This is a genomic window from Alkanindiges illinoisensis DSM 15370 (assembly GCF_000619845.1).
Classification (GTDB): Bacteria; Pseudomonadota; Gammaproteobacteria; order Pseudomonadales; family Moraxellaceae; genus Alkanindiges; species Alkanindiges illinoisensis.
Genome location: NZ_JHUX01000003.1, coordinates 1,675,736 through 1,695,965, shown reverse-complemented (window position 1 = coordinate 1,695,965; position 20,230 = coordinate 1,675,736). Strand labels below are relative to the sequence as shown.

15 protein-coding genes are annotated in these 20,230 nt (G+C 46.2%); 9 read left to right on the top strand and 6 right to left on the bottom strand.

The annotated features are described in order from the left end of the window. Nucleotides 1-63: 63 nt before the first annotated feature. From Q337_RS0108465 to Q337_RS0108450, 4 genes are all read right to left on the bottom strand, one after another. Nucleotides 64-894, bottom strand: coding sequence for an ABC transporter ATP-binding protein (locus tag Q337_RS0108465; protein ID WP_026471227.1), 831 nt, complete (start codon nt 892-894; stop codon nt 64-66). A 54-nt stretch (nt 895-948) separates the two neighbouring features. Continuing rightward, nucleotides 949-1,164, bottom strand: a complete 216-nt coding sequence (locus Q337_RS0108460) for a TOBE domain-containing protein (protein ID WP_026471226.1) — start codon at nt 1,162-1,164, stop codon at nt 949-951. 296 nt (nt 1,165-1,460) lie between these two features. Next, nucleotides 1,461-2,192: an FMN reductase gene (msuE, locus tag Q337_RS17215; RefSeq protein WP_084494783.1), complete on the bottom strand. Its 732-nt coding sequence runs from the start codon at nt 2,190-2,192 to the stop codon at nt 1,461-1,463. Between the two features lie 450 nt (nt 2,193-2,642). Next, the gene (locus Q337_RS0108450; RefSeq protein WP_026471225.1) at nt 2,643-3,887 is read right to left on the bottom strand and encodes a saccharopine dehydrogenase family protein; all 1,245 of its coding nucleotides are present in this window, start codon (nt 3,885-3,887) and stop codon (nt 2,643-2,645) included. Nucleotides 3,888-4,267: 380 nt separating this feature from the next. Between Q337_RS0108450 and Q337_RS0108445 the strand changes: the two genes are divergently transcribed. Then, nucleotides 4,268-5,503 (top strand): NADH:flavin oxidoreductase/NADH oxidase family protein, encoded by a 1,236-nt coding sequence (locus tag Q337_RS0108445; RefSeq protein WP_026471224.1) that lies wholly within the window; start codon nt 4,268-4,270, stop codon nt 5,501-5,503. A gap of 72 nt (nt 5,504-5,575) precedes the next feature. Here the strand turns inward: Q337_RS0108445 and Q337_RS0108440 are convergent, their stop codons facing one another. Further along, nucleotides 5,576-6,040 carry a MerR family transcriptional regulator gene (locus tag Q337_RS0108440; RefSeq protein ID WP_026471223.1) on the bottom strand — a complete coding sequence of 155 codons (465 nt, stop codon included), beginning with the start codon at nt 6,038-6,040 and terminating at the stop codon, nt 5,576-5,578. A gap of 415 nt (nt 6,041-6,455) precedes the next feature. Here Q337_RS0108440 and Q337_RS0108435 point away from each other — a divergent pair, with 415 nt between their 5' ends. The 8 genes from Q337_RS0108435 to Q337_RS17205 all read left to right on the top strand — a co-directional run bounded on the left by Q337_RS0108435 (nt 6,456) and on the right by Q337_RS17205 (nt 19,515). Next, nucleotides 6,456-8,657: a TonB-dependent siderophore receptor gene (locus tag Q337_RS0108435; RefSeq protein ID WP_026471222.1), complete on the top strand. Its 2,202-nt coding sequence runs from the start codon at nt 6,456-6,458 to the stop codon at nt 8,655-8,657. A gap of 369 nt (nt 8,658-9,026) precedes the next feature. Next, nucleotides 9,027-11,291: an ATP-binding protein gene (locus Q337_RS17210; RefSeq protein ID WP_051526678.1), complete on the top strand. Its 2,265-nt coding sequence runs from the start codon at nt 9,027-9,029 to the stop codon at nt 11,289-11,291. 61 nt (nt 11,292-11,352) lie between these two features. After that, nucleotides 11,353-12,030, top strand: coding sequence for a response regulator transcription factor (locus tag Q337_RS0108425; protein ID WP_034279264.1), 678 nt, complete (start codon nt 11,353-11,355; stop codon nt 12,028-12,030). A gap of 131 nt (nt 12,031-12,161) precedes the next feature. Further along, nucleotides 12,162-14,090: a hypothetical protein gene (locus tag Q337_RS0108420; protein ID WP_026471220.1), complete on the top strand. Its 1,929-nt coding sequence runs from the start codon at nt 12,162-12,164 to the stop codon at nt 14,088-14,090. 702 nt (nt 14,091-14,792) lie between these two features. Then, nucleotides 14,793-15,773 carry a metal-dependent hydrolase gene (locus Q337_RS0108415; RefSeq protein ID WP_026471219.1) on the top strand — a complete coding sequence of 327 codons (981 nt, stop codon included), beginning with the start codon at nt 14,793-14,795 and terminating at the stop codon, nt 15,771-15,773. A 225-nt stretch (nt 15,774-15,998) separates the two neighbouring features. Continuing rightward, on the top strand, nt 15,999-16,964 hold the full coding sequence (locus Q337_RS0108410; RefSeq protein ID WP_026471218.1) for a metal-dependent hydrolase: 966 nt from the start codon (nt 15,999-16,001) through the stop codon (nt 16,962-16,964). Between the two features lie 101 nt (nt 16,965-17,065). Further along, nucleotides 17,066-17,893, top strand: a complete 828-nt coding sequence (locus Q337_RS0108405; protein WP_026471217.1) for an SDR family NAD(P)-dependent oxidoreductase — start codon at nt 17,066-17,068, stop codon at nt 17,891-17,893. 56 nt (nt 17,894-17,949) lie between these two features. Then, entirely contained in the window at nt 17,950-19,515 is a 1,566-nt protein-coding gene (locus tag Q337_RS17205) for a flavin-containing monooxygenase (protein ID WP_084494761.1), read from the top strand. A 133-nt stretch (nt 19,516-19,648) separates the two neighbouring features. Here the strand turns inward: Q337_RS17205 and Q337_RS0108395 are convergent, their stop codons facing one another. Further along, a complete protein-coding gene (locus Q337_RS0108395; RefSeq protein ID WP_026471216.1) occupies nt 19,649-20,212 on the bottom strand; it encodes a TetR/AcrR family transcriptional regulator in 564 nt (187 codons plus the stop codon). Between the last annotated feature and the right edge of the window lie 18 nt (nt 20,213-20,230).

Genomic DNA, 20,230 nt, shown 5'->3' with positions numbered 1-20,230 from the left:
CCATGCTAAAAAATAATCTGCACATGGCAGATTATTAGAGATAACAGATTTAAATTTTTTGCTTTACCATGAAAACTGAAACTCCTCAAAGCGCTGTCTGGTTAAGGAAAGCTCATTAAGCTGGTCTAGGGAAAACTGGCTAAAATCCCTTAAAATATCATGTTTAATGGCTGTCAGCCGGACACTATCCCGCTGTCTGGGATGCGGTAAATCAACCGACACAATTCGCTTGATTTTGCCGGGATTGGGCTGCATCACCACCACACGGTTACCCAGAAAAACCGCTTCTTCAACGTCATGGGTGACAATAATCATGGTGATTTTTTCAGTGTGCCAGATGCGTTGCAATTCCTGTTGCAAGTTACTTCGGGTCAAGGCATCCAGTGCGCCAAATGGTTCATCCAGCAACAGGATATTGGGACGGTTAACCAGACTGCGGGCAATTGCCACGCGCTGACTCATACCGCCTGACAACTGCGATGGATAGGCATTCTGAAAAGCAGTCAGACCGACCAGTTCCAAATGCTCATCAATGGTTTTATCCTGTTCACTACGGGATAATTTGCTGTTTTGCAAGGCAATGCGGATATTGTCGCGCACCGTTAACCACGGAAATAAACGGTGATCCTGAAACACAATGCCGCGCTCAAGACTGGTGCCCTGGATCGGCTGGCCATCAATCTTGATGTTCCCTTCAAACGACGGTTCCAGCCCTGCCAGCAGGCGCAGCAGGGTGGATTTCCCGCAGCCGCTACTGCCAACAATGCCGATAAATTCGCCCGGTTTAATATCCAGTGAAATATATTCCAGCACGGGTAATGGTGCTTCACCGGCACGGCTATAGGTTTTATTGACATGCTGTATTAAAACAGCACCGGTTGATTGCTGGGTCATGGTGTACTTATCCCTTCTGTTTTAATGCTGGAATAAACTGGTTTACAGAGCAGGCTAAAGCTTTGCCAGCGAAACTTCAGTGGATTTGATCAGCACAATCACTTCACTGCCCACTTGCAGGTTCAGGTCTTTTACAGAGCGCGTGGTGATAACCGAGGTAAACAGGCCCGGTGCTGCTTCCACGTCCACTTCCGACACCACAGGGCCTTCAATAATTTCCTTAATAATTCCCTTAAACTGATTGCGTACATTAATTGCAGAAATAGTCATGGTTAAATAGCTCATATCAATGGATATTAAGAGCATAAACAGTTATTTATTATTTAAAAATGAATTATTAGGAATAACAAAAGCTAAAAATATGATTTTGACAATTTATTAATTTTATAGTTTTGTTTAAATGAAAATAAGCATCCCAATAAAATTAATTATTAAGATGCTTGTCATTTTATATTATGGAACGCTGTTAGTATATAACTAAAATTAGCCTAATAACGCTATCACTTCATATGATAAAAACTGCATCCAAAGATTAATATATCAGCTTGGCTAATTGATGGTTGAAATCATCCATTCACCACTTTAAATGTGGCTGGGTTACGCTGTTCGACAGGCAATTCCTGTCCTGCGCCTGCAATACCGGAAGCCTGTGCAGATGGCAGGACAGCAGGTTGGGCAATGGGCTGGTTTAATTTAACTGTACCCTGTTTATGTTGCCCATTAGTCTGGCGTGCAGGCAGGGTAGCGGCATACTGAAATACTGGCAGGGCACGAGTGGCAGCCAGTTTAATGCGTTCCAGCAAGACACTGCTGCTAACCTGATAATTGGTAAAATCCTGATCGGTGGCATACACCCCAATAGGCAGGGTTTGTGCCTGAAAGAAGCTAAACAGGGGACGCAGTTGATGTTCAAGCACGAGCGCATGCCGGTCACTACCGCCCGAAGCTGCGAGTAGCACAGGCACATCCACCAAAGCAAACTGGTCGACAAAATCAAACAGATGCTTAAACAAGCCCGTAAAGGATGCCCGGTATACCGGTGTACCTACGATCAGGACATCAGCAGTTTCAATGGCAGATAAGGCCTGCTGCACACTGGCTGGCAAATCATTACGGCTAATCACACCACCCAGGCCCGTGCCAATTTCACTGAGCTTAATATAGTGCACATTAATAGCAAGGGCATTTTGTAATTCGTTGAGAATGGCATCAAGCAGGCTTTCGGTTTTGGAGGGCGTATTTAAACCACCGGATACGGCGACGACCTTTAGTGGACGAGGCTGCTGATAATGACTCATGGGAGAACTCCGCTGCATTTTAATAAGTGCAAACCATAAGGCGAAATCCATGCCAATTATAGAGTCATTTAAATTCAATGGGTTATAAAATAAAATTGTTGGAAGGCTGGTGAGAAATAATTAAAACTGCTGATCAGGTGTTGAAATAATAGCAGTTGTTGCATCAGGTTTTATGGATCAGAAAGTCATGGAAGCCTATCGTCAGACGGTGCACCAATTCATACCTTTGCATTACAAGATCATTTAACCAACTAAAATATGCTGCTGGATTTAAGCATGCGTAGGCTAGCCTGCTGCATTGTCCTATAACTTATATATTCAATTTTAGGCCACTCACCCGAGTGACCTTTTTTGATGCCTGTTTTAACCAGTTTCAGCAGACTGGTGTCTTAAGCTATCTTCTAGCTTACACTACAGAAAAAAGTGCTAATTCCTGTACATCAATAGTGGCTAGAGCTGCTCAAAATGCAAGCCAGCGTATTGGGTAAGGCGTTCAATAAACCGTTGGTCAAACATCGTGGCGGGTGTCCAGAAACCACCCTGACGACCAGTTTTATTGCCGTCCTGAGCATGATCAAGTGCCAGGCTAATCGCAGCCTGACCCAGCATTTTGCCAGTAGAGCCATAGCCGGGATCGCGGTCACCCGTCACCTTGGTTCGGATTGTTTGTCCTGCATCGCTTTGGCCAAAAAAGCGCAAATCAAAACGGCCTGAGCGCTGCTCCTCAATACTTGGGCCTTCACCGGGTTTGGGCAGCAGGAAACGCTCCATCAACTGGCTTATGGGTTTGCTGACTGCACCCAGCATGAATGCACCAAGCCCCGCCACAATACTGGTGGCTTTTAGGCGACCCTTAAAGCCGTCACCAGTCAGCATGGCTTCGTTATAGCTAAAATTTGTGCCATACGCATCATTGGACAAGGCATTGGAGCGATGCACCACACGTTCATTCACAGCGGCCATGACAAAAGGCGCAATCCATGCCTTAAAATCTGGATCATATTCGGCAGATTTTACGAAGTGCTGCCGTGTAATAAAGCCATGATTTTTGGGACATAGTGCATAAGGATTAAGCAATTCCTTGCGTAATACCGGGTCAGCCGCTGCTTCTTGCACCACATTAATCAGGCTGGCCACAGTACCACCTGAAGCGCCGCCTTTTAGGGTTTTAACCCGCATCTTGATCTGGGTTGCAGGTTGTTGCCATTGCTGCATGGCCTGCTGTTGCAGGAAATAAACACCCATATCTGAAGGCACAGAATCAAAACCACAGCAATGCACAATTCGTGCACCGGACTGCTGGGCAGCGGTTTGATATTTTTCAATCATTCTTTTGATCCACTGGGTTTCGCCAGTCAGGTCACAATAGTCCGTACCACTTTCCACACAGGCTTTGATTAGCGGTTCGCCATACAGGGCATACGGGCCAACAGTAGACACTACCACCCGGGTTTGGGCGCAAAGCTGCTTAAGCTGATCTGCATTGCTGGCATCGGCAATAATAATCGGTACGGACTGTCCGCCATCACCCAGCGAGGTTTTAACCTCCTGCAATTTGGATTGTGAGCGTCCGGCAATGGCCCAGCGCAGGGTTTCTGTTGCGGTTGACAGATATTCAGCCAGATACTTGCTCAGGATTTGCCCTACAAAGCTGGTGGCGCCGAAAACAACAAGATCATATTGTGGTGTGGTCATGGTTTTTCCTTTTTAGCCCTGATTTTCAGATTTAATGTCAAGTTTGGTTTTAAGTGTATTCCAATGACTGTAATGGTGTTGGCATATTCAGTACCAGTTGTGCATCTTTAACTACATCCACATCATGGTTAACCTTGTGATGAATGGATTGGACAAAATAGCATCGCTAGCACGCCAGATCACTGCGGTTAGAACGTACTATAAGTTTTAAGCTCACTTTAAGGTCAAGCCCAAAAATACAAGTTTTTTTAATAGGCCTAAAAAGGGTAGGTGTGGCTTGGATGCAATTTTAAAATGATTTAGTTGGAATGAAAAAACGGGTTGACATTAAAGTTCACTTTAATCTTAGAGTGTAAGCTGAATCAAATAAGGTGATTGATATGAACGTGTTTGACCGCTTAGTACTTCCTAATGGTTCAACGATTCCCAACCGTCTGGCCAAGGCTGCCATGGAAGAAAACATGGCAGACTGTGAACAGGCGCCATCTGGGCAACTGATGCGGCTCTATCAGGCCTGGGCTGATGGCGGTGCTGGTTTGATTATTTCCGGCAATGTGATGGTGGATAGCCACGCCATGACTGGGCCGGGTGGCGTGGTGCTGGAAGATGATGAATATCTGGCGCAGTTTAAACAGTGGGCGAAAATTGGCCGCTCTAAAGGTGCCCAGTTCTGGTTGCAGATCAATCATCCCGGACGCCAGATGCAATCAAATCTGGGTCAAACCACCTATGCACCCTCTGCCATTGCGCTGGATTTGGGCAAAATGTCTAATCGTTTTGATATGCCACAGGCAATGTCCCAGCAAAAAATTGAAGACGTGATTCAGCGTTTTGCCACAACGGCCAAACTGGGTCAACAGGCTGGATTTACTGGCGTGGAAATTCATGCCGCACATGGTTATCTGCTCAGCCAGTTTTTGTCTCCATTAAGCAATCAGCGTAATGACCAGTGGGGTGGTTCCCTTGAAAACCGGGCGCGCCTGCTGATTGAAATTGTTAAGGCGGTGCGTGCCGTGGTTTCCCCACAGTTTGCAGTGGCCGTAAAGTTAAATTCGGCAGATTTTCAGCGTGGCGGGTTTAGTAGCGAAGATGCGCAGCAAGTGGTCATAATGCTGAATGAGTTGGCTGTTGACCTAGTGGAACTATCCGGTGGCAGTTATGAAGCGCCCGCCATGCAGGGACAGGCGCGTGATGGCCGTACGCTGGCACGCGAAGCCTACTTTCTGGAATTTGCCAAGGAAATCCGTAAGGTGGCGCACATGCCAATCATGGTCACGGGTGGAATCCGTCGTCTGGAGGTGGCACAGCAGGTGATTGATAGTGGTGTTGACATGGTCGGGATGGGCACCGCATTGGCAATTGAGCCTAACCTGCCCAGTCAATGGAAACAGGGTAAGGCTACAGCACCTGAATTAAAGCCAATTGAGTGGAAAAACAAAACATTGGGATCACTGGCCAATATGGCTGCGGTGAAGTTCCAGTTGCGTAAACTCAGCCAAGGTAAAGCACCTGATCCAAAGATTTCACCATTGTGGGCCTTGATCCTGCAACAAGCAGCCATGGCACGTCGTACCCGTCAGTATAAAAGCCGCATGGCACGCCGTTTTTCCAGTTAATTAATCCCTAAGCCATGCCCAGCCAGTGTTATTTCAGGCAGGCTGGGCGGGTGCTCGTAGGTGTTCACATCATTAATTTAAGTCTGGAAAATAGGCCTTAAATAAACGCTCGGCATTTTCCTCACAGCTCACATCATCAGGTTTATTGTTAATAACCTGAATCAGGCTCAGCAGGTGCTGTTTATTTTCGGCCAGTTTTCTTTCCAGCGCTTCAATTTCACTGACTTTATGGCTCAGGCTTTCAATGAGCTTGTCATGGTTCCAGCGCGACAGATTTTCCGGCAATCCCTCACACGGTAATCCTTTACCGGGCTTACCCGGCAAGTCTTTTTTGGGCAAAAGGGATTTGATTTCAGTCAGGGAAAATTCTGCCTGCTGGGCCTGTTTAATCAGCCGCAGTTGTTGCAGGTCTATATCGCTGTATTCACGATATCCATTTGCCTGACGTTTGGCTTTGGGCAGCAGTTTGATTCGCTCGTAATAACGGATCGTTGGCGTATTGAGTCCACTTAAGCGGGACAGTTCACTAATGTTCATCTGAGCTTTTCCAGTTTTAGCCTTCAAAAGCCAGCGCTCTATCTAGAATATGAGCAAGAAATTTTAGCTCAAATAATGCTTCGTTCAGCCCATGTCTCAATGCTTTTAACTGGCAGTTACCAACAGTTACTAGGGTGGTAAGTTTTTTTCCTTCGAAATATCTATTCTTAAGTAAATATTAAATAATAATGATAATTAGTATCATTTATGTTTTTATTGTGATAGTTTGTTGCCGAAAATTAAGTGTCTGTATTTTTGGGCTTTAAAGGCTTGCCCTCTGGCTGACAGGGATTGATGAAACAAGCTAAAGCTTGTGTAGTTGCAGGTCATCTGGTCGGGCAGGCATTAAGAAAAATACATGCGCTGGTTGAATTGGCTATTTGTTGAAAGCACTGTATTGAAGGGTTGCGCTGATATGTTTAAAACTTCTCATTCCACCATGAAGCCATTATATGTGGCCATGCAAATGGTATTTCTGACCTCGGGTTGTCTACTGGGCGAAACGGTTATCGCCGCAGAAACTACGGCTGATAATGCAGGTAATGGTCAAAACACAGAGCTATCAACAATTGTAGTTACTGCTAACAAAACTGCGGTAACAGAAGGGTCAGACAGTTATACCGCCAGTTCGGCCAGTACCGCTACCAAGCTTAATCTTTCTTTACGCGATACACCGCAAGCGGTAAAAGTCTATACCCGTGAGTATCTGGACGACAGAAATATTGAATCTTTGCAGGAGTTGATGAGCACGGTGACTGGGGTTACCGCATCACGCACGGATGAGCGCCAGAGTTATTATGCGCGTGGTTTTCAGGTGGATTATTCGCTGATTGATGGTTTACCCAGCACGCTGAACCTGTCTGAAGGCGATCTTGACCTGAGTATTTTTGATCGGGTAGAGGTGGTAAAGGGTGCTAATGGTTTAATGACCGGGGCAGGCAATCCAGCCATTGGCTTAAACCTGATTCGCAAGCATGCCAATGCCCGGGAATTAACCGGCAGTGTGAATGCTTCTGTCGGCTCATGGAACAGCTATTCCAGTTCTGCCGATATTTCAGCGCCATTAAATGCTGACGGTTCTTTGCGCGGCCGGGTATTTGTAAAGCATTCGGATGAAGATTCCTACATGGATTTTTATGCCAGAGAACGCAATGTGGCCTATGGCGCGATTGATTATGATATTACCGACACTACCAGTTTATCGCTGGCAGCTACCTATCAGGAACTCAACCGTGATGGTATTCGCTGGGGTGGCTTGCCGGCATTTTATAACGATGGCAGCCGTACCAAGTTTGACCGTTCCCTGACTGTTAGCTCGGACTGGACGTATTGGAATGTAGATACTACGGCGTTATTTGCTGGCCTTAAACAAAAGCTCTATGGTGATATTAATTTAAACCTTAACTATTCCTATCGCCGTGATGATAAGGAATCTGCATTATTATACATTGCAGGCAATGTCGACAAGGCAACCAATAGAAGCTTGGGTGCGGTATCGGTTTATTCTTCTGACAAGCGTCAGGATGAAAATAATATTGATGTGTATGTTTCTGCACCCTTTAGCATTGCAGGGCGAGACCAGGAAATTATTGTGGGGGGTTCCTGGAATAAAAATGAATACCTAAAAGATAATTTTGGCACGATTCAAGGCAAAGACAAAGGCACCAATGATCTGGATATTAATACGCCCGACTATCTGGATTTTTCCAATATGAATACCCAGTTGTTAACGCCAATTACCAATCCCAGTAAGATTGCGTTAAATGAAACCACTCAAACAGGTATTTATCTGGCAGGCAAGTTTCAAGTGCTGGATGCGTTAAAAGTAGTGGCTGGTGCCCGCTTATCTGATTGGGAATATACAGCAGAGGATGGCAATGGAAATCGTGAATTTACCAATGAACTGACGCCATATTTTGGTGTGATTTACGATGTGGCCCGTGATCACTCGCTGTATGCCAGCTATACCGATATCTTTAAGCCACAAAACCGTCGTGATGAAAATGGTAATTATCTGGATCCTATTGTAGGCAAGAACTATGAAACCGGGGTTAAAAGTGAATGGCTAGGTGGAAATCTGAATACGGCTCTGTCCATATTCCGTATTGAACAAACTAATTATGCTGAAGCAATTACAGGTGTTTATGTGCGCAATGCTGCAGGCGTTATAACTACCGAGCAGGCTTACCGGAGCGTGGATGGCGTAGTGAGTGAAGGCGTTGAATTTGAAGTGGATGGCGAAATCAATGATAACTGGAGTGTTAACTTTGGTATTGCCAATTTTGAAGCCAAAGATGCCAAAAAGCAAAAGGTCAACACGAATAATTCCCGTACCACCTCTAATCTGTTTGTGAAATACAAAATGGATAAATGGCGTGCCGGTGCTGGCTTAAATTACAGAAGCAAAACTTATACTGGCGCTGGCGCTAATCGTGTTGATCAGGGTGATATCGTGTTGGCCAGTGCCATGCTAGGCTATCAGGTTGATCCCAATATCAGTATTCAGTTGAATGTTGAAAACCTGTTTGACAAGGAATATTACGAAGGCATTGGCGCCAATAGCATGAACTATGGCGCGCCGCGTAATGCAACCTTGGGTATACGCTATAAATTCTAGTTGGTTAAGGTTTATGTTAGCCCATCAATAAAGTTGAAGCGCGGGCATTAGCTATTAATGCCCGTGCTTTAACTTGGTAAAAGCCTGCTGTAGAAATGCCCAAATAACAATTCAAAAGCCTAGCAGCTCAAAAACAATCTAAAAAATCTAACCTTTAAATCATAAACTGGAGTAGCTCGGAGCAGCAAAAGCTCTAGCCCTTTCTTAAAATATCATTACAGTGACTTAGTATTTTTCTCTAAGGAAAAGAACGGGATTGATTCATTTTTTTAAATAATCTTTTTAATACTATTGAAAAATGCTGAAGAAATAGGAATGATACATAACGGTACATAAAAATTCATAATATTTACACAACTAGGGTAGCACATGATGCCAAAGCTTGCCTTAACGCCAGGGACGCGGTTAATTATTGCCACCAGCTTGATCATTGCTTGCCTGTTACTGACCATTTTATGTGCGATTCACCAGCCCTATAGTGGTTTAACATTAAAGGTTGCAGAGCAAGGCAGCGCGCAACATCCTGAAAAAATTATTCAAATTACAAATAGCATTCATCCCCAGATTCCAGCCAGCGCTGAGCTAATCAGCATTCAGGCCGGCGCACAGCCTGCATTATCCCTCACCGCCAAAGACCTGACAGAAGACCCGCATTTTCTGGAAAGCTATGCGGCCATGCAGCAATTGTTTGACCAGCAAAGTGTTTTGCATGCTCAGCTAAGGCAGCATCAATCGATTCAAATTGGCTGGCGGTTAGGGGCAAATCAGTCCATTAACTATACAGAAATTCCAGTTGCGGCCAGCCGTCCATTGACCAGTTTACCCGTGGTGTTCTGGTTCCAGCTGGCCGTCAGCGCACTGGGCTTTTTACTGGGCTGCTGGATCTGGGCCTTGCGTCCGCAGGAGATTGCCGCACAAGTGTTTGCGCTACTTAATGCCATGTACCCGGTTTTTGCATTTGCTGCTGCCATTTATAGTACGCGGGATCTGGCATTGAATGGCCAGTTGCTGCATGCACTGGTAATTGTCAACACTGCCGGGTCATTGCTGTATGGCAGTGCGCTACTAAGCCTGTTTTTGGTGTATCCCAAAGTACTGGTACAACCCGCAAAACTATGGCTGATTCCGGCTTTTTTCCTGTTATGGCTGCTGGCCGATAGCCTGTATCTGCTGCCAGAACCCAGCATGGGCGGTGATCTGCCAGTCACCCTGCAAATGCTGGGGGCAATTGTGCTGGCCCTCTGGCAATGGCGTATTAACCGTAATGACCCACGTGCCCGGGTGGCTTTACGCTGGTTTGCAGCCTGCATTCTGGTCAGTTGCGGTTTGTTTGTATTTCTGGTGCAAAGCATTCAGTTACTGGGTGTTGAAACCAGCCTGTCACAAGGTTATGCCTTTGGCTTCTTTTTGCTGGTGACCATTGGCATTGCACTGGGTCTTAAGCGCTACCGATTGTTTGACCTTGACCAGTGGGCATTTGGTATTTTGTTCTGGCTGGCTGGTGCAATAGTGCTGATGCTACTGGATGCCTTGCTGATTATGGTGTTAAGTCCAACCGTCTCTTTTGGTCTGGCGCTGCTGATTTGTGGCCTGTTGTGGCTACCGATACGCGGCATGTTGCAGCGACGTTTTTTAATCAAGGAAGGCCTGCAACAGGAAGAGCTATTTCAGGTGGTGCTGGATATTTCCTTTGCCAATACGGAACAAAACCGACGTCAGCAATGGCAGAAATTGTTGCACCGCTTGTTTCAGCCTCTTGAAATTGAAGAAATCTATGATAATGATCTCACCGGTGAAACGGTAAATATAACTGCTTCAAGTCAGGCTTCTGCAACTAACCAACCTATATTGTATGCTGATGGACTTGCTTTGCTACTACCCGCTATTGGTGATATTCCGGCCCTGCGGGTACAGTATCCACGTCAGGGACGGGGTCTTTTTTCCGGGCAGGACTGCAATCTGGTTCGTCATTTAATTACCCTGATCCAGCGTGCAGATGATAGTCGCTTTGCCTATGATCGCGGTGCCAGCGAGGAGCGCAGCCGTATTGCACGCGATTTGCATGATGACATTGGCTCACGCCTGCTATCCGGTCTGCATCAGCAAGACCTGCACCAGACCAAGCAGGTGATTCGGCAATCCATTGCTGACATGCGGACCATTATCAGCGGCATGACCGGAACTGGCCTTGCATTAAGCACGGTGCTACATGCCTTAGAGCAAGAAGCCACACACCGCTTGCAGGAATCCGGCATTGCACTGGACTGGACGATCAGGCTGGAAGACGAGAGCATTCCGCTGAATTACCAGACTTATAAAAACTACATTTCGATGATGCGCGAACTGCTTAGCAATATTATCAAGTATGCAGAGGCATCCCAGGTCAGCATTGAGATTAGTTATCAACAGGGAATGCTGATAACCATGCTTAAGGATAACGGCACCGGTTTTGACCTTGAGCATCAGGCACAAATCAGGACATCAACGGGAGCAGTGCAGACAGGTCAGACAGGACATGGATTAACTAATCTTAAGCAGCGCATGCAGATGCTAAATGCGCAGCTTGAGGTGCAGACACAGCAGGAAAACGGTGGCACCAGTCTATGCATCCAGATTCCACTGGCCTGTTCCTGAACCGGTTTAACCTGAAAATGCTTGATGACCTGAAAATGCTTTATGGCTACGGACGTGCAGAATGCAGCAATTAGAGGAAAGCCGCGTGTTTAAGACAGCACTGGTGGTTGAGGACATTGAAAGCAGCAATCACTGGATGAGTAACCGTCTGCGTGATACTTTTCCTGCCATTCAGGTGGATCAGGCGTTTAACCTGCGACAGGCTTGCCATTTTTTCAAACATACGCCGGCCTATGATATTGCCCTGATTGATCTGGGCTTGCCGGACGGTAATGGCCTTGAGCTGATTGAGCATTGTGCCCGCCATTGTCCGCAGATACTGACCGTGGTTGTGACCATTTTTGAGGATGACCAGCATCTGTTCAAGGCAGTGCAGCAGGGTGCGCAAGGCTATTTGCTTAAAGACATGGAAGCTGAATGTTTTGTGCAGCAACTGCGGCAAATTGCTCAGGGTGATGCGGTGTTATCACCCTTATTTATTAAAAAAATCATGCAGTACATGCGACATATTGGCCAGAGCCAGACAACAAAGTCACTGCCGATTGTCCTGCCATTAACCCGGCGCGAAAAAGAAGTGCTGGCTTGTCTGGGCCGTGGCTTGCAGGTCAATGAAACCGCAGCGCAACTGGGCATTTCAGTGCATACTGTTGCCAGTTATGTAAAGGAAATCTATCGCAAGCTGAATATTTCATCGCGGGCAGAAGCCGTCATGGTTGCATTGCAATACGGCTTAATTTAAGCCAGTAAATCAATCGGTCTTTAAACAATAATTGATGGCTACAATTTAATGGCAGGATTATAGATTTACCCCCCTAAACAGGGGATGCGCCTCATTTTAAAATCTTTGTATCGTATCCCAAAGCAATCACAATGATTAAAACGGGGACGACCATGAAATACCTGCCATCCAGCGCACTAAGCGCCTGTTGCGTCACAGCACTTTTGCTTGCAGCCTGTCACAATGACCATGATAACCAGCACAACAGCAATACACCGGCACCAGTTGCAAGCACCACGGTGTCTGGTGTGGCCGCGGTAGGAAGTGCGATTAACAATGCTAAAATTGATCTGAACTGTAATGGTTATAGCAAGGAGTCTGCTGCCACCACCGACAATCAGGGCAAGTGGCAAGCCAGTGTCCCCACCAGTAGCCTGCCATGTGCCATTCGCCTGACTGGTGGACGGGCAGCAGATGTTGCCAATCAGCAGACTTTGTACTCTCTGGCTCAGGGTAGTGGCAACAATAATGCCCGCCAGGTTACCGCCAACATTACGCCGCTTACTGACCTGGCTCTGGCCAAAGCTGTTAATGACAGCAAGGGCATTGCTTTAAATGACTGGTACAGCAGTAGCAGCTTTAAAGCCAGTCTAAACGATATTGTCAGCCAGCTTGACCGTAGCCTGAGCAGTATTCTAGCGCAGCTTAAAGCCAAAAATTACACGCTACCTGCCACCAGCTTTAATCCGTATACCAGTGTCTTTAATGCAGCCCTTGATGATGCCTATGACCAGTTACTGGAACAGTTTGCAGCAGCCATCCAGCAATCAGGTGCAGCCAGTTATACCCAGTTCAGGGCCAATTATTTAAGCAGTAATAGCATTCCATCTCCCATTACGGATACCACTGATACGGTATCCGAGGCATTAACGGTTGCTGGTTCCAAAGATACCGCCACTTTCCTGAATGCACTGGCTGGTAGCTATCAATTGCAGGCAGTTTCCAGTGCTGGCGGTGCAGCAGCCGAGTTTCCGGTTGACAGTATTCATCAGGTGAGCATTAGCAAGGATGGGCTGGTTACTATTAAAGGCAAGGAGCAAAGCTATAGTTATCAATACAAACAGCACACCTTGTCGGACTACCAGCGCAGCCAGCCAGACACGGCAAATGAAGTGGATGCCTTAACTTTTTATAATGCTGCAGGCACCGGGGTTGCGCTTTATATCAAATACGATGTGGCCACTGGCTACCTGACCCTTGAGCCACAGGGGATTGCAGGGGCAGAAGGTGCAGTAAAACTGGCCAGCAAAAAAAGAACAGTTACACCTGTTTGTAGCAATCAGGCGGGCGATGACAAGCTGGCATTTACTGGCGCACCCAGCGATTTTTGTGGATTTAGCAAGGAAGCCTCAGCCAATACGATTGCTGATTATTACCAGTTTACATCCACAGCAGGCAACAATGGCACAACGTATGTGAAGTTCAACATGAGTGGCAATAGCGTGCAAAGCTTGATGATTGAAAATAACAAATATGCCTTTAACTGCGGTGCAGGCAGCCAGACTCCCTGTGCCGGTATTACTATTTCAGCAGTCAACAATTACAAGCAGTTTTATCTCAAGGATGTCAAACTGGCGGCAGTCACGGGTGCAAGTTCTGGCATAACAGTAAACGGCTTGCTGATTCATTTTAACACTGCACCTACCAGTCCTACAGGCTTTAACACCAGTGCCTGCACCAAGCCTGTAACAGCATCTACCTGGTATCAGTGCGGGGCGGGAATTACAGCAGACTTTACGTCACCCGTCCTGAAAGTAAAAACAGGGGGCGTGACTGACAGTAGCTGTGTGATTAGCAAGTCAGGCAACATGGTAAGCTTAAAAGTAAATGGCACCACTTATACTGCCAACCTAAACAATGAAGAAACAGATGCCTTTAATACCTTCCCTTCAGGCAATTTTACTGAGCAGCTCACTGCGGCAGAAGGTTTTAGCAGCCGTGTTGATGCCAAGTGGACACAAGGCAAAATTACGGGTGCCAGCTATTATGGGTCAGCCGGACTTATTGCCTGCCTGCAATAACCAACTCAAATAATCCAAAGCCTGCGCCCTCACTGGAGCAGGCTTTTTTTATTGTTTAGAAATTTAAATCATCAAAATACTGTTTAAGAATTGTGAAATAAACCACAAATTAACCAGAATAACTGGTACTGAATCTGAATATTGTACCGAAACTGGTTTCGCTGACCTAATTGTTTAGCGAGCTTGATGCAGTGCACAGGTTAGGCACTGACTGATAATAAGTAGCCTATTTCCTTATGAGAAAGGTACTGGTTTTTAAAATCAAATAATTGATATTAAATAAAATTTTTAATATTCTTACTGGAATATCTCGGCTTAAAAACTCAAAAAATATGGTCTGCATCAGCCTGAAAAAAACCTGGTCACCCTATTCTAAACCTAACAAAACACCCGAATTGAATCCGAACAAATTTTCATTCTACGATAGGGTAAGGTGAGATCGAACTCAATTTGTGCAAAAGGAATGTTTCACTGGTAGATAACAGCATCACCCTTGCGCTATCAGCCAGCAACTGCTTTTGCGACCAGAGGATCTCAATTTTTATAGGCTGCTTTGAACAGGACAGGTTTTTTAACCAGACTGTTTGTCATATTGATGCAGCCATATTGTCTTTTTTCGCTTGATCAACATTTAGATGCAGAAGTAACCACGACAGGGCTTCGGCAGTTTCGGTTGAACCATTTCAGTGTGAGGTATTTGTGATGATTACGACAGCGATTCGGAAAACAGTTTCCCGTACATTCAAGGCCAGTGCATTGAAAACACGGCCTCAAATACAATTGCCCGATTTTGCCACAAAAAGTTCTATTCCAATCCGCCATTTAGCTATTGGATTTAAGGGCAAGGAAATTGATTTGTCGTTTTATATGAACAATCAGTTTGCCACCCTGTTTTTTGCCACTTTATCGGTTTTTTTAACCTATGGCGAAGATCTGGTCATTGAAACGGCGCGCCATCACCGGGATTTTATTAAAGATCCTGTATTAAAGCAGCGTGTCACCTCGCTGATTGGCCAGGAAGCCATTCATTCCAAACTGCATAACGAATTTAATGATGCGATTACCGAGCTACAATATCCGGTAAGGTTGTATCGCTTTCTGGGCGAGCAGTTCTTTAAGCACGTTTTCCTGCGCTTTCCACAGCCCTTAAAACTGTCGATGATGGCCGGTATTGAGCATTTTACTGCGGTGCTAGCAGAATACATGATGAAGCATGAACAGAATTTCTATCATTCTGACGATGCCAAAACCCGTGCACTATGGATGTGGCACATGCTTGAAGAATCCGAGCATAAAGACATTGCCTACGATGTGTATCAACTGCTGAATGGTAATTATAAGCTGCGGGCTGGGGGCTTTTTGCTGGCTTATATCACCATTCTGGGACTGGTGCCATTTGCTGCCTTTATGGTGCCTGTGTTGCGCAAACCGCAGGAAATGCTAACCGGTAAATTCTGGAAAGACATGAGCCGTGGCGTTAACCTGCTGTTTAGTCCTACAGAAGGTGTGTTTGGCAGTACACAGGGCCAGATTTTTGATTATTTGCGTCCGGACTTTCACCCCAATGACCATGACACCACCGAGTATCTGAATTATTACAAGAACAAGCTGCTGACCGAGGGTGGGGCATTGCATCCATTTTTTGTGAAGGAATTCACCCCCAAGGTACAACAGGCAGCCTAACGGCTTATATGGTTCTAGCTACCCAGCAGCAATAAGAGGCGGGTAGCTAAAACTATCAGAAAACTGGCAAGTTTTTCTCATTTGCAAGTTATGGTCATTGTGCTGAAATGCTAGCTCTTAACCAAGCAAGCGCTTGCTCAATTGATGGAAAGGCCCGGATCAGGGATTTACTTTGCAAGTGTTTCTTAAGATGAAGTTAATCCTTTTATTTAGATAGGTGTTGTTATGGTTACTACCGCCGTTCGGAAATCACTCAAGAAGCTCAAGTTCTATCGTGAAATTCAGCTACCTGATTTTGCCAGCAAACAGCCCATTCCAATTCGTCATTTTAACTTTAAGTTTGATGCCAAAGAACTCAATCAACGATTTTTCCGCAATACTGAACTGGCATCTGCTTACTTTCAGGCATTGTCAATCTTCCTGACGTTTGGTGAGGATCTGGTGATTGAAACAGCACGCTATCATCGTGACTTTGTGCAGGATCCAGTCTTAAAGCAGCGGGTAACTGCCCTGATTGGTCAGGAAGCCATTCATTCCAAAATACACAATGAATGGAATGAAATCCTGAAAAAACACGATTTCCCGGTTGAGTTCTACCGGTTTCTGGCGAAAAACGTGTTTGACTATGGATTCTTAAAGTTTCCACAGCCGTTAAAGCTGTCCTTAATGGCCGGGATTGAGCACTTCACTGCCGTGATTGCCGAATATGCCATGAAGCATGAATACATTTTTGACGAAATTATTGATGATGAAAAAACCAAAGCCTTATGGCAGTGGCACATGCTGGAAGAATCAGAGCACAAAGATATTGCCTATGATGTCTATCAGCTCCTAAATGGCAGTTATGCCTTGCGCATGGCAGGTTTTGCCCTGGCAAGTTTTACGATCATTGGGCTGGTGTCGCTGGGTGGTTTTATGATTCCCTTCCTGCGCAAGCCGACCAATATGATCAGTCCCACCTTTTGGAAAGATGCGTTTTATAGTGCCAAAGTCATATTGAGTCCTAAAGATGGGCTTTATGGCAGTACGCTGAGCCATTTACTGGATTATATGCGTCCGGATTTCCATCCCAATGACCATGATACCAGTGAATATCTGGACTACTACAAAGACAAACTGCTGAATCAGGACACTGGCTTGCTGGCCCGCTATATGACCAAGGAATTCTTTCCCCCAATTCGCTCAGCCTAAGTAGCCCGCGCAGCTTAAGTAGCGCACTGATTATTAGCCCCAGCTATTGCCCAAGTGATGGCTGGGAGTGGTGTTGGATTAATAGTGGTTTTGGATAAATTATGATTTTATTTGGCAAGAAAAAGCAAAAGCCCAGCCAGAAAGCCTATGCGGTGGTCACCGGTGCAGGCAGTGGGATTGGCCGTAGCTTTGCGCTGGAACTGGCTAAACGGGGTGGCACGGTGGTGTGTTCAGACATTAACCTTGATGCCGCCAACGAAACAGTAAACCTGATTGAAGCACTGGGCGCAAAAGCCTTTGCCGTGCAATGTGATGTGGCAAAAGAAGAGCAAGTCACGCAGCTGGCCGAACAAGCCGGGCAGTTGATGCAAAACCCGGTTACGCTGGTGATCAATAACGCAGGTATTGGCCTAGGTGGCAAATTTGATGAAATGACCATAGAAGACTGGCAATGGTGCATGAATATCAATTTATGGGGCGTGATTTATGGTTGCCGTGCCTTTGTGCCGAAATTTAAGCAACTGGGTCATGGCGCCATTATTAATGTGGCTTCCGCTGCCTCTTATACTGCCGCGCCCGAAATGACCGTTTACAACGTGTCTAAAGCCGGGGTTCGGGCCTTGTCAGAAACCCTGTCGGCCGAACTGAAAAAATTTAATATTAAAGTCAATGTGTTGTGCCCAACGCTAGTGCCAACCAATATCATCAAAAATGGTAAGGTGCCGCATAAGGGACTACTGGATTATGCCTTGACCAATCTGGCATTTACCACCAGTGACAAGGTGGCAAAACTGACACTGGATAATTTGGATAAAGGCAAGTTGTATACCATTCCGCAAATTGATGCCAAGCTGTTCTGGCTGATGAAACGTGCATCACCAGGCCTTTACACCAAGTTTCTGGGCACAGGCTACAGACTGTTTAAATAAGCAGGCTGTTTAAGACAGCGTCTGTGTAATTCACCAATTTAGAGGTAGGTTTTTTCATGACAACAGCAGCAAAAACAAACAGCCGTGCCAAAAAAACGGCAACCCCGGCGCATATTTATGACACCTTTATTGTGGGTGCCGGCATTTCCGGGATTGCGGCAGCCATCCGCTTAAACAAGGAAGGCTACACCAATTTCAAGATTATTGAAAAAGCCAGCCGCGTAGGTGGAACCTGGCGCGAAAACACCTATCCGGGGTGTGGCTGCGATGTACCTTCATCGTTGTATTCCTACTCCTTTGCACCAAGTGCCAAGTGGAGCCACCTGTTTGCTCGTCAGCCGGAAATTCTGAATTATCTGGAAGAAACCAGCAATCAGTTCAACATTACCTCGTTGATTGAATTTAACAATGAGCTGCTAAGTGCCGAGTGGAATGAAGCCCAGCATGTGTGGCAACTGGAAACCACTAACGGGCCGTATTTATCCAAAACAGTAATTTTTGCCACTGGCCCCATTACTGAAGCGCAAATTCCAAAACTCAATGGTATTGAAACCTTTACCGGTGAGATGTTCCATTCTGCCCGTTGGAACCATGACTATGACCTGACCGGCAAGCGCATTGCCGTGATTGGTACTGGTGCATCTGCCATCCAGTTTGTGCCACAAATCCAGCCACTGGCCAAAGAACTGTATGTGTTCCAGCGGACTGCCCCGTGGGTAGTGCCAAAGCCGGACACCGATTTAAGTGAATTTAGCAAATCCATTATTGCCAAGTATCCGGTGATTCAGAAAAGCTGGCGCAAGGCTGTGGCACAATCACTTAATGCCATTAACTTTGGCCTGAGAAATCCAGCCGTGCTAAAGCCAGTGGGTGAAATTTTTAAACAGGTGCTGAAAGCTCAGGTAAAAGACCCGGAACTGCTGAAAAATGTGACGCCTAATTTTACCATTGGCTGTAAGCGCCTATTGTTTGCCAACAACTATTATCCGGCCTTGCAGCAACCCAACACCAAGCTGATTCCGCATGGTCTGGTTAAGGTTGAGGGCAATACCGTGGTGGCTGCCAATGGCGAGCGCCATGAAGTAGATGTAATTATCTGGGGCACGGGCTTTGAGGTGTCTCATCCGCCAATTGGCAAGCGCGTGAAGAATGAAAAAGGTGAAGTGCTGGCTGAACTGTGGAAAAACACATCACCAGAAGCCTACCTGGGCACCAGCATTGAAAACGTACCCAATGCCTTTTTGGTGCTTGGGCCAAACGTGCTAGTCTATGATTCTTTCATTGGACTGGCAGAAGCCCAGTTGGACTACATTGTGGATGGCCTGCTCAAGATCAAGCAACAGGGCATTAGCAAACTGTCGATTAAGCCTCAGGTATTAAGACACCACAACGAGCAGGTACAAAAACACCTGAAAACTACGGTATTTAATGCGGGCGGCTGCCAGAGTTATTATCTGGATGCCAATGGCCGCAACTTTGCTGCCTGGCCGTGGTCGCTGAAAAAGCTGAAAGCCCGACTGAAAACCCTGAATCTTGAAGACTACACCCTGCAATATGGTGCAGCCGCCAATAGCGATAGCAATACCAGCAGCGTAGCCAACCCAGCAAAGCAGGCTTCATAATCCTGTTTAACGAATCATGAGTTGTTGTTGCAACACAATAAGGCCTGTCGATTGATGGGCCTTAATTTTGTATGGGCATTCTTACAGAGATGCCCGCAAGGGTTAGGTATTTAATTGGTTACTGAATTTCGACTTAATCATTACGGGCACTGGCCTGTTGCGGAATACCAAGACTCAGGGTTTGGCAAATTTGCTGTTTCTGGCTGGCGCTTAGGGGATGGGTGAGCAGGCCTTCAATAGTAAATACCCAAATGTTCATCACAGCCTCAAGGTGATTTGCAGAAATTCCTGCGGCCTCAAGCTCCACGCGCAGCATTGCTTCAATCAGGCGATGAAACTGCTCATGCCAGACCTGAATGGCCGGGGCCAGCAGGGCACGGGCATGTACTGTGCTCACCAGTGGGCTGACCAGTTCCAGTTGATGGACTACCCACAATAAGCGCGCAGCCATGTCGGTAAATGACTGCTTTAGGTAATCTGCCAGACGTGCTGCCAATTCCCGGTCCAGCACCGCAATCAGCACATCATCCTTATCCTTGAAATACCAGTAAATGGTGTTGGGGGCAATACTGGCCGCATTGGCCAGCCGGGTCATTGAGGTGGCCTCGTAACCCTCGCGCAGAAATAATTGCTGTGCAGCGTCAATAATCAGGTTACGCTTTTCTTCCCGATCCTGCGTGCGGTTATTGCGTGGCATCAGGCCTCCTGTAGTTAA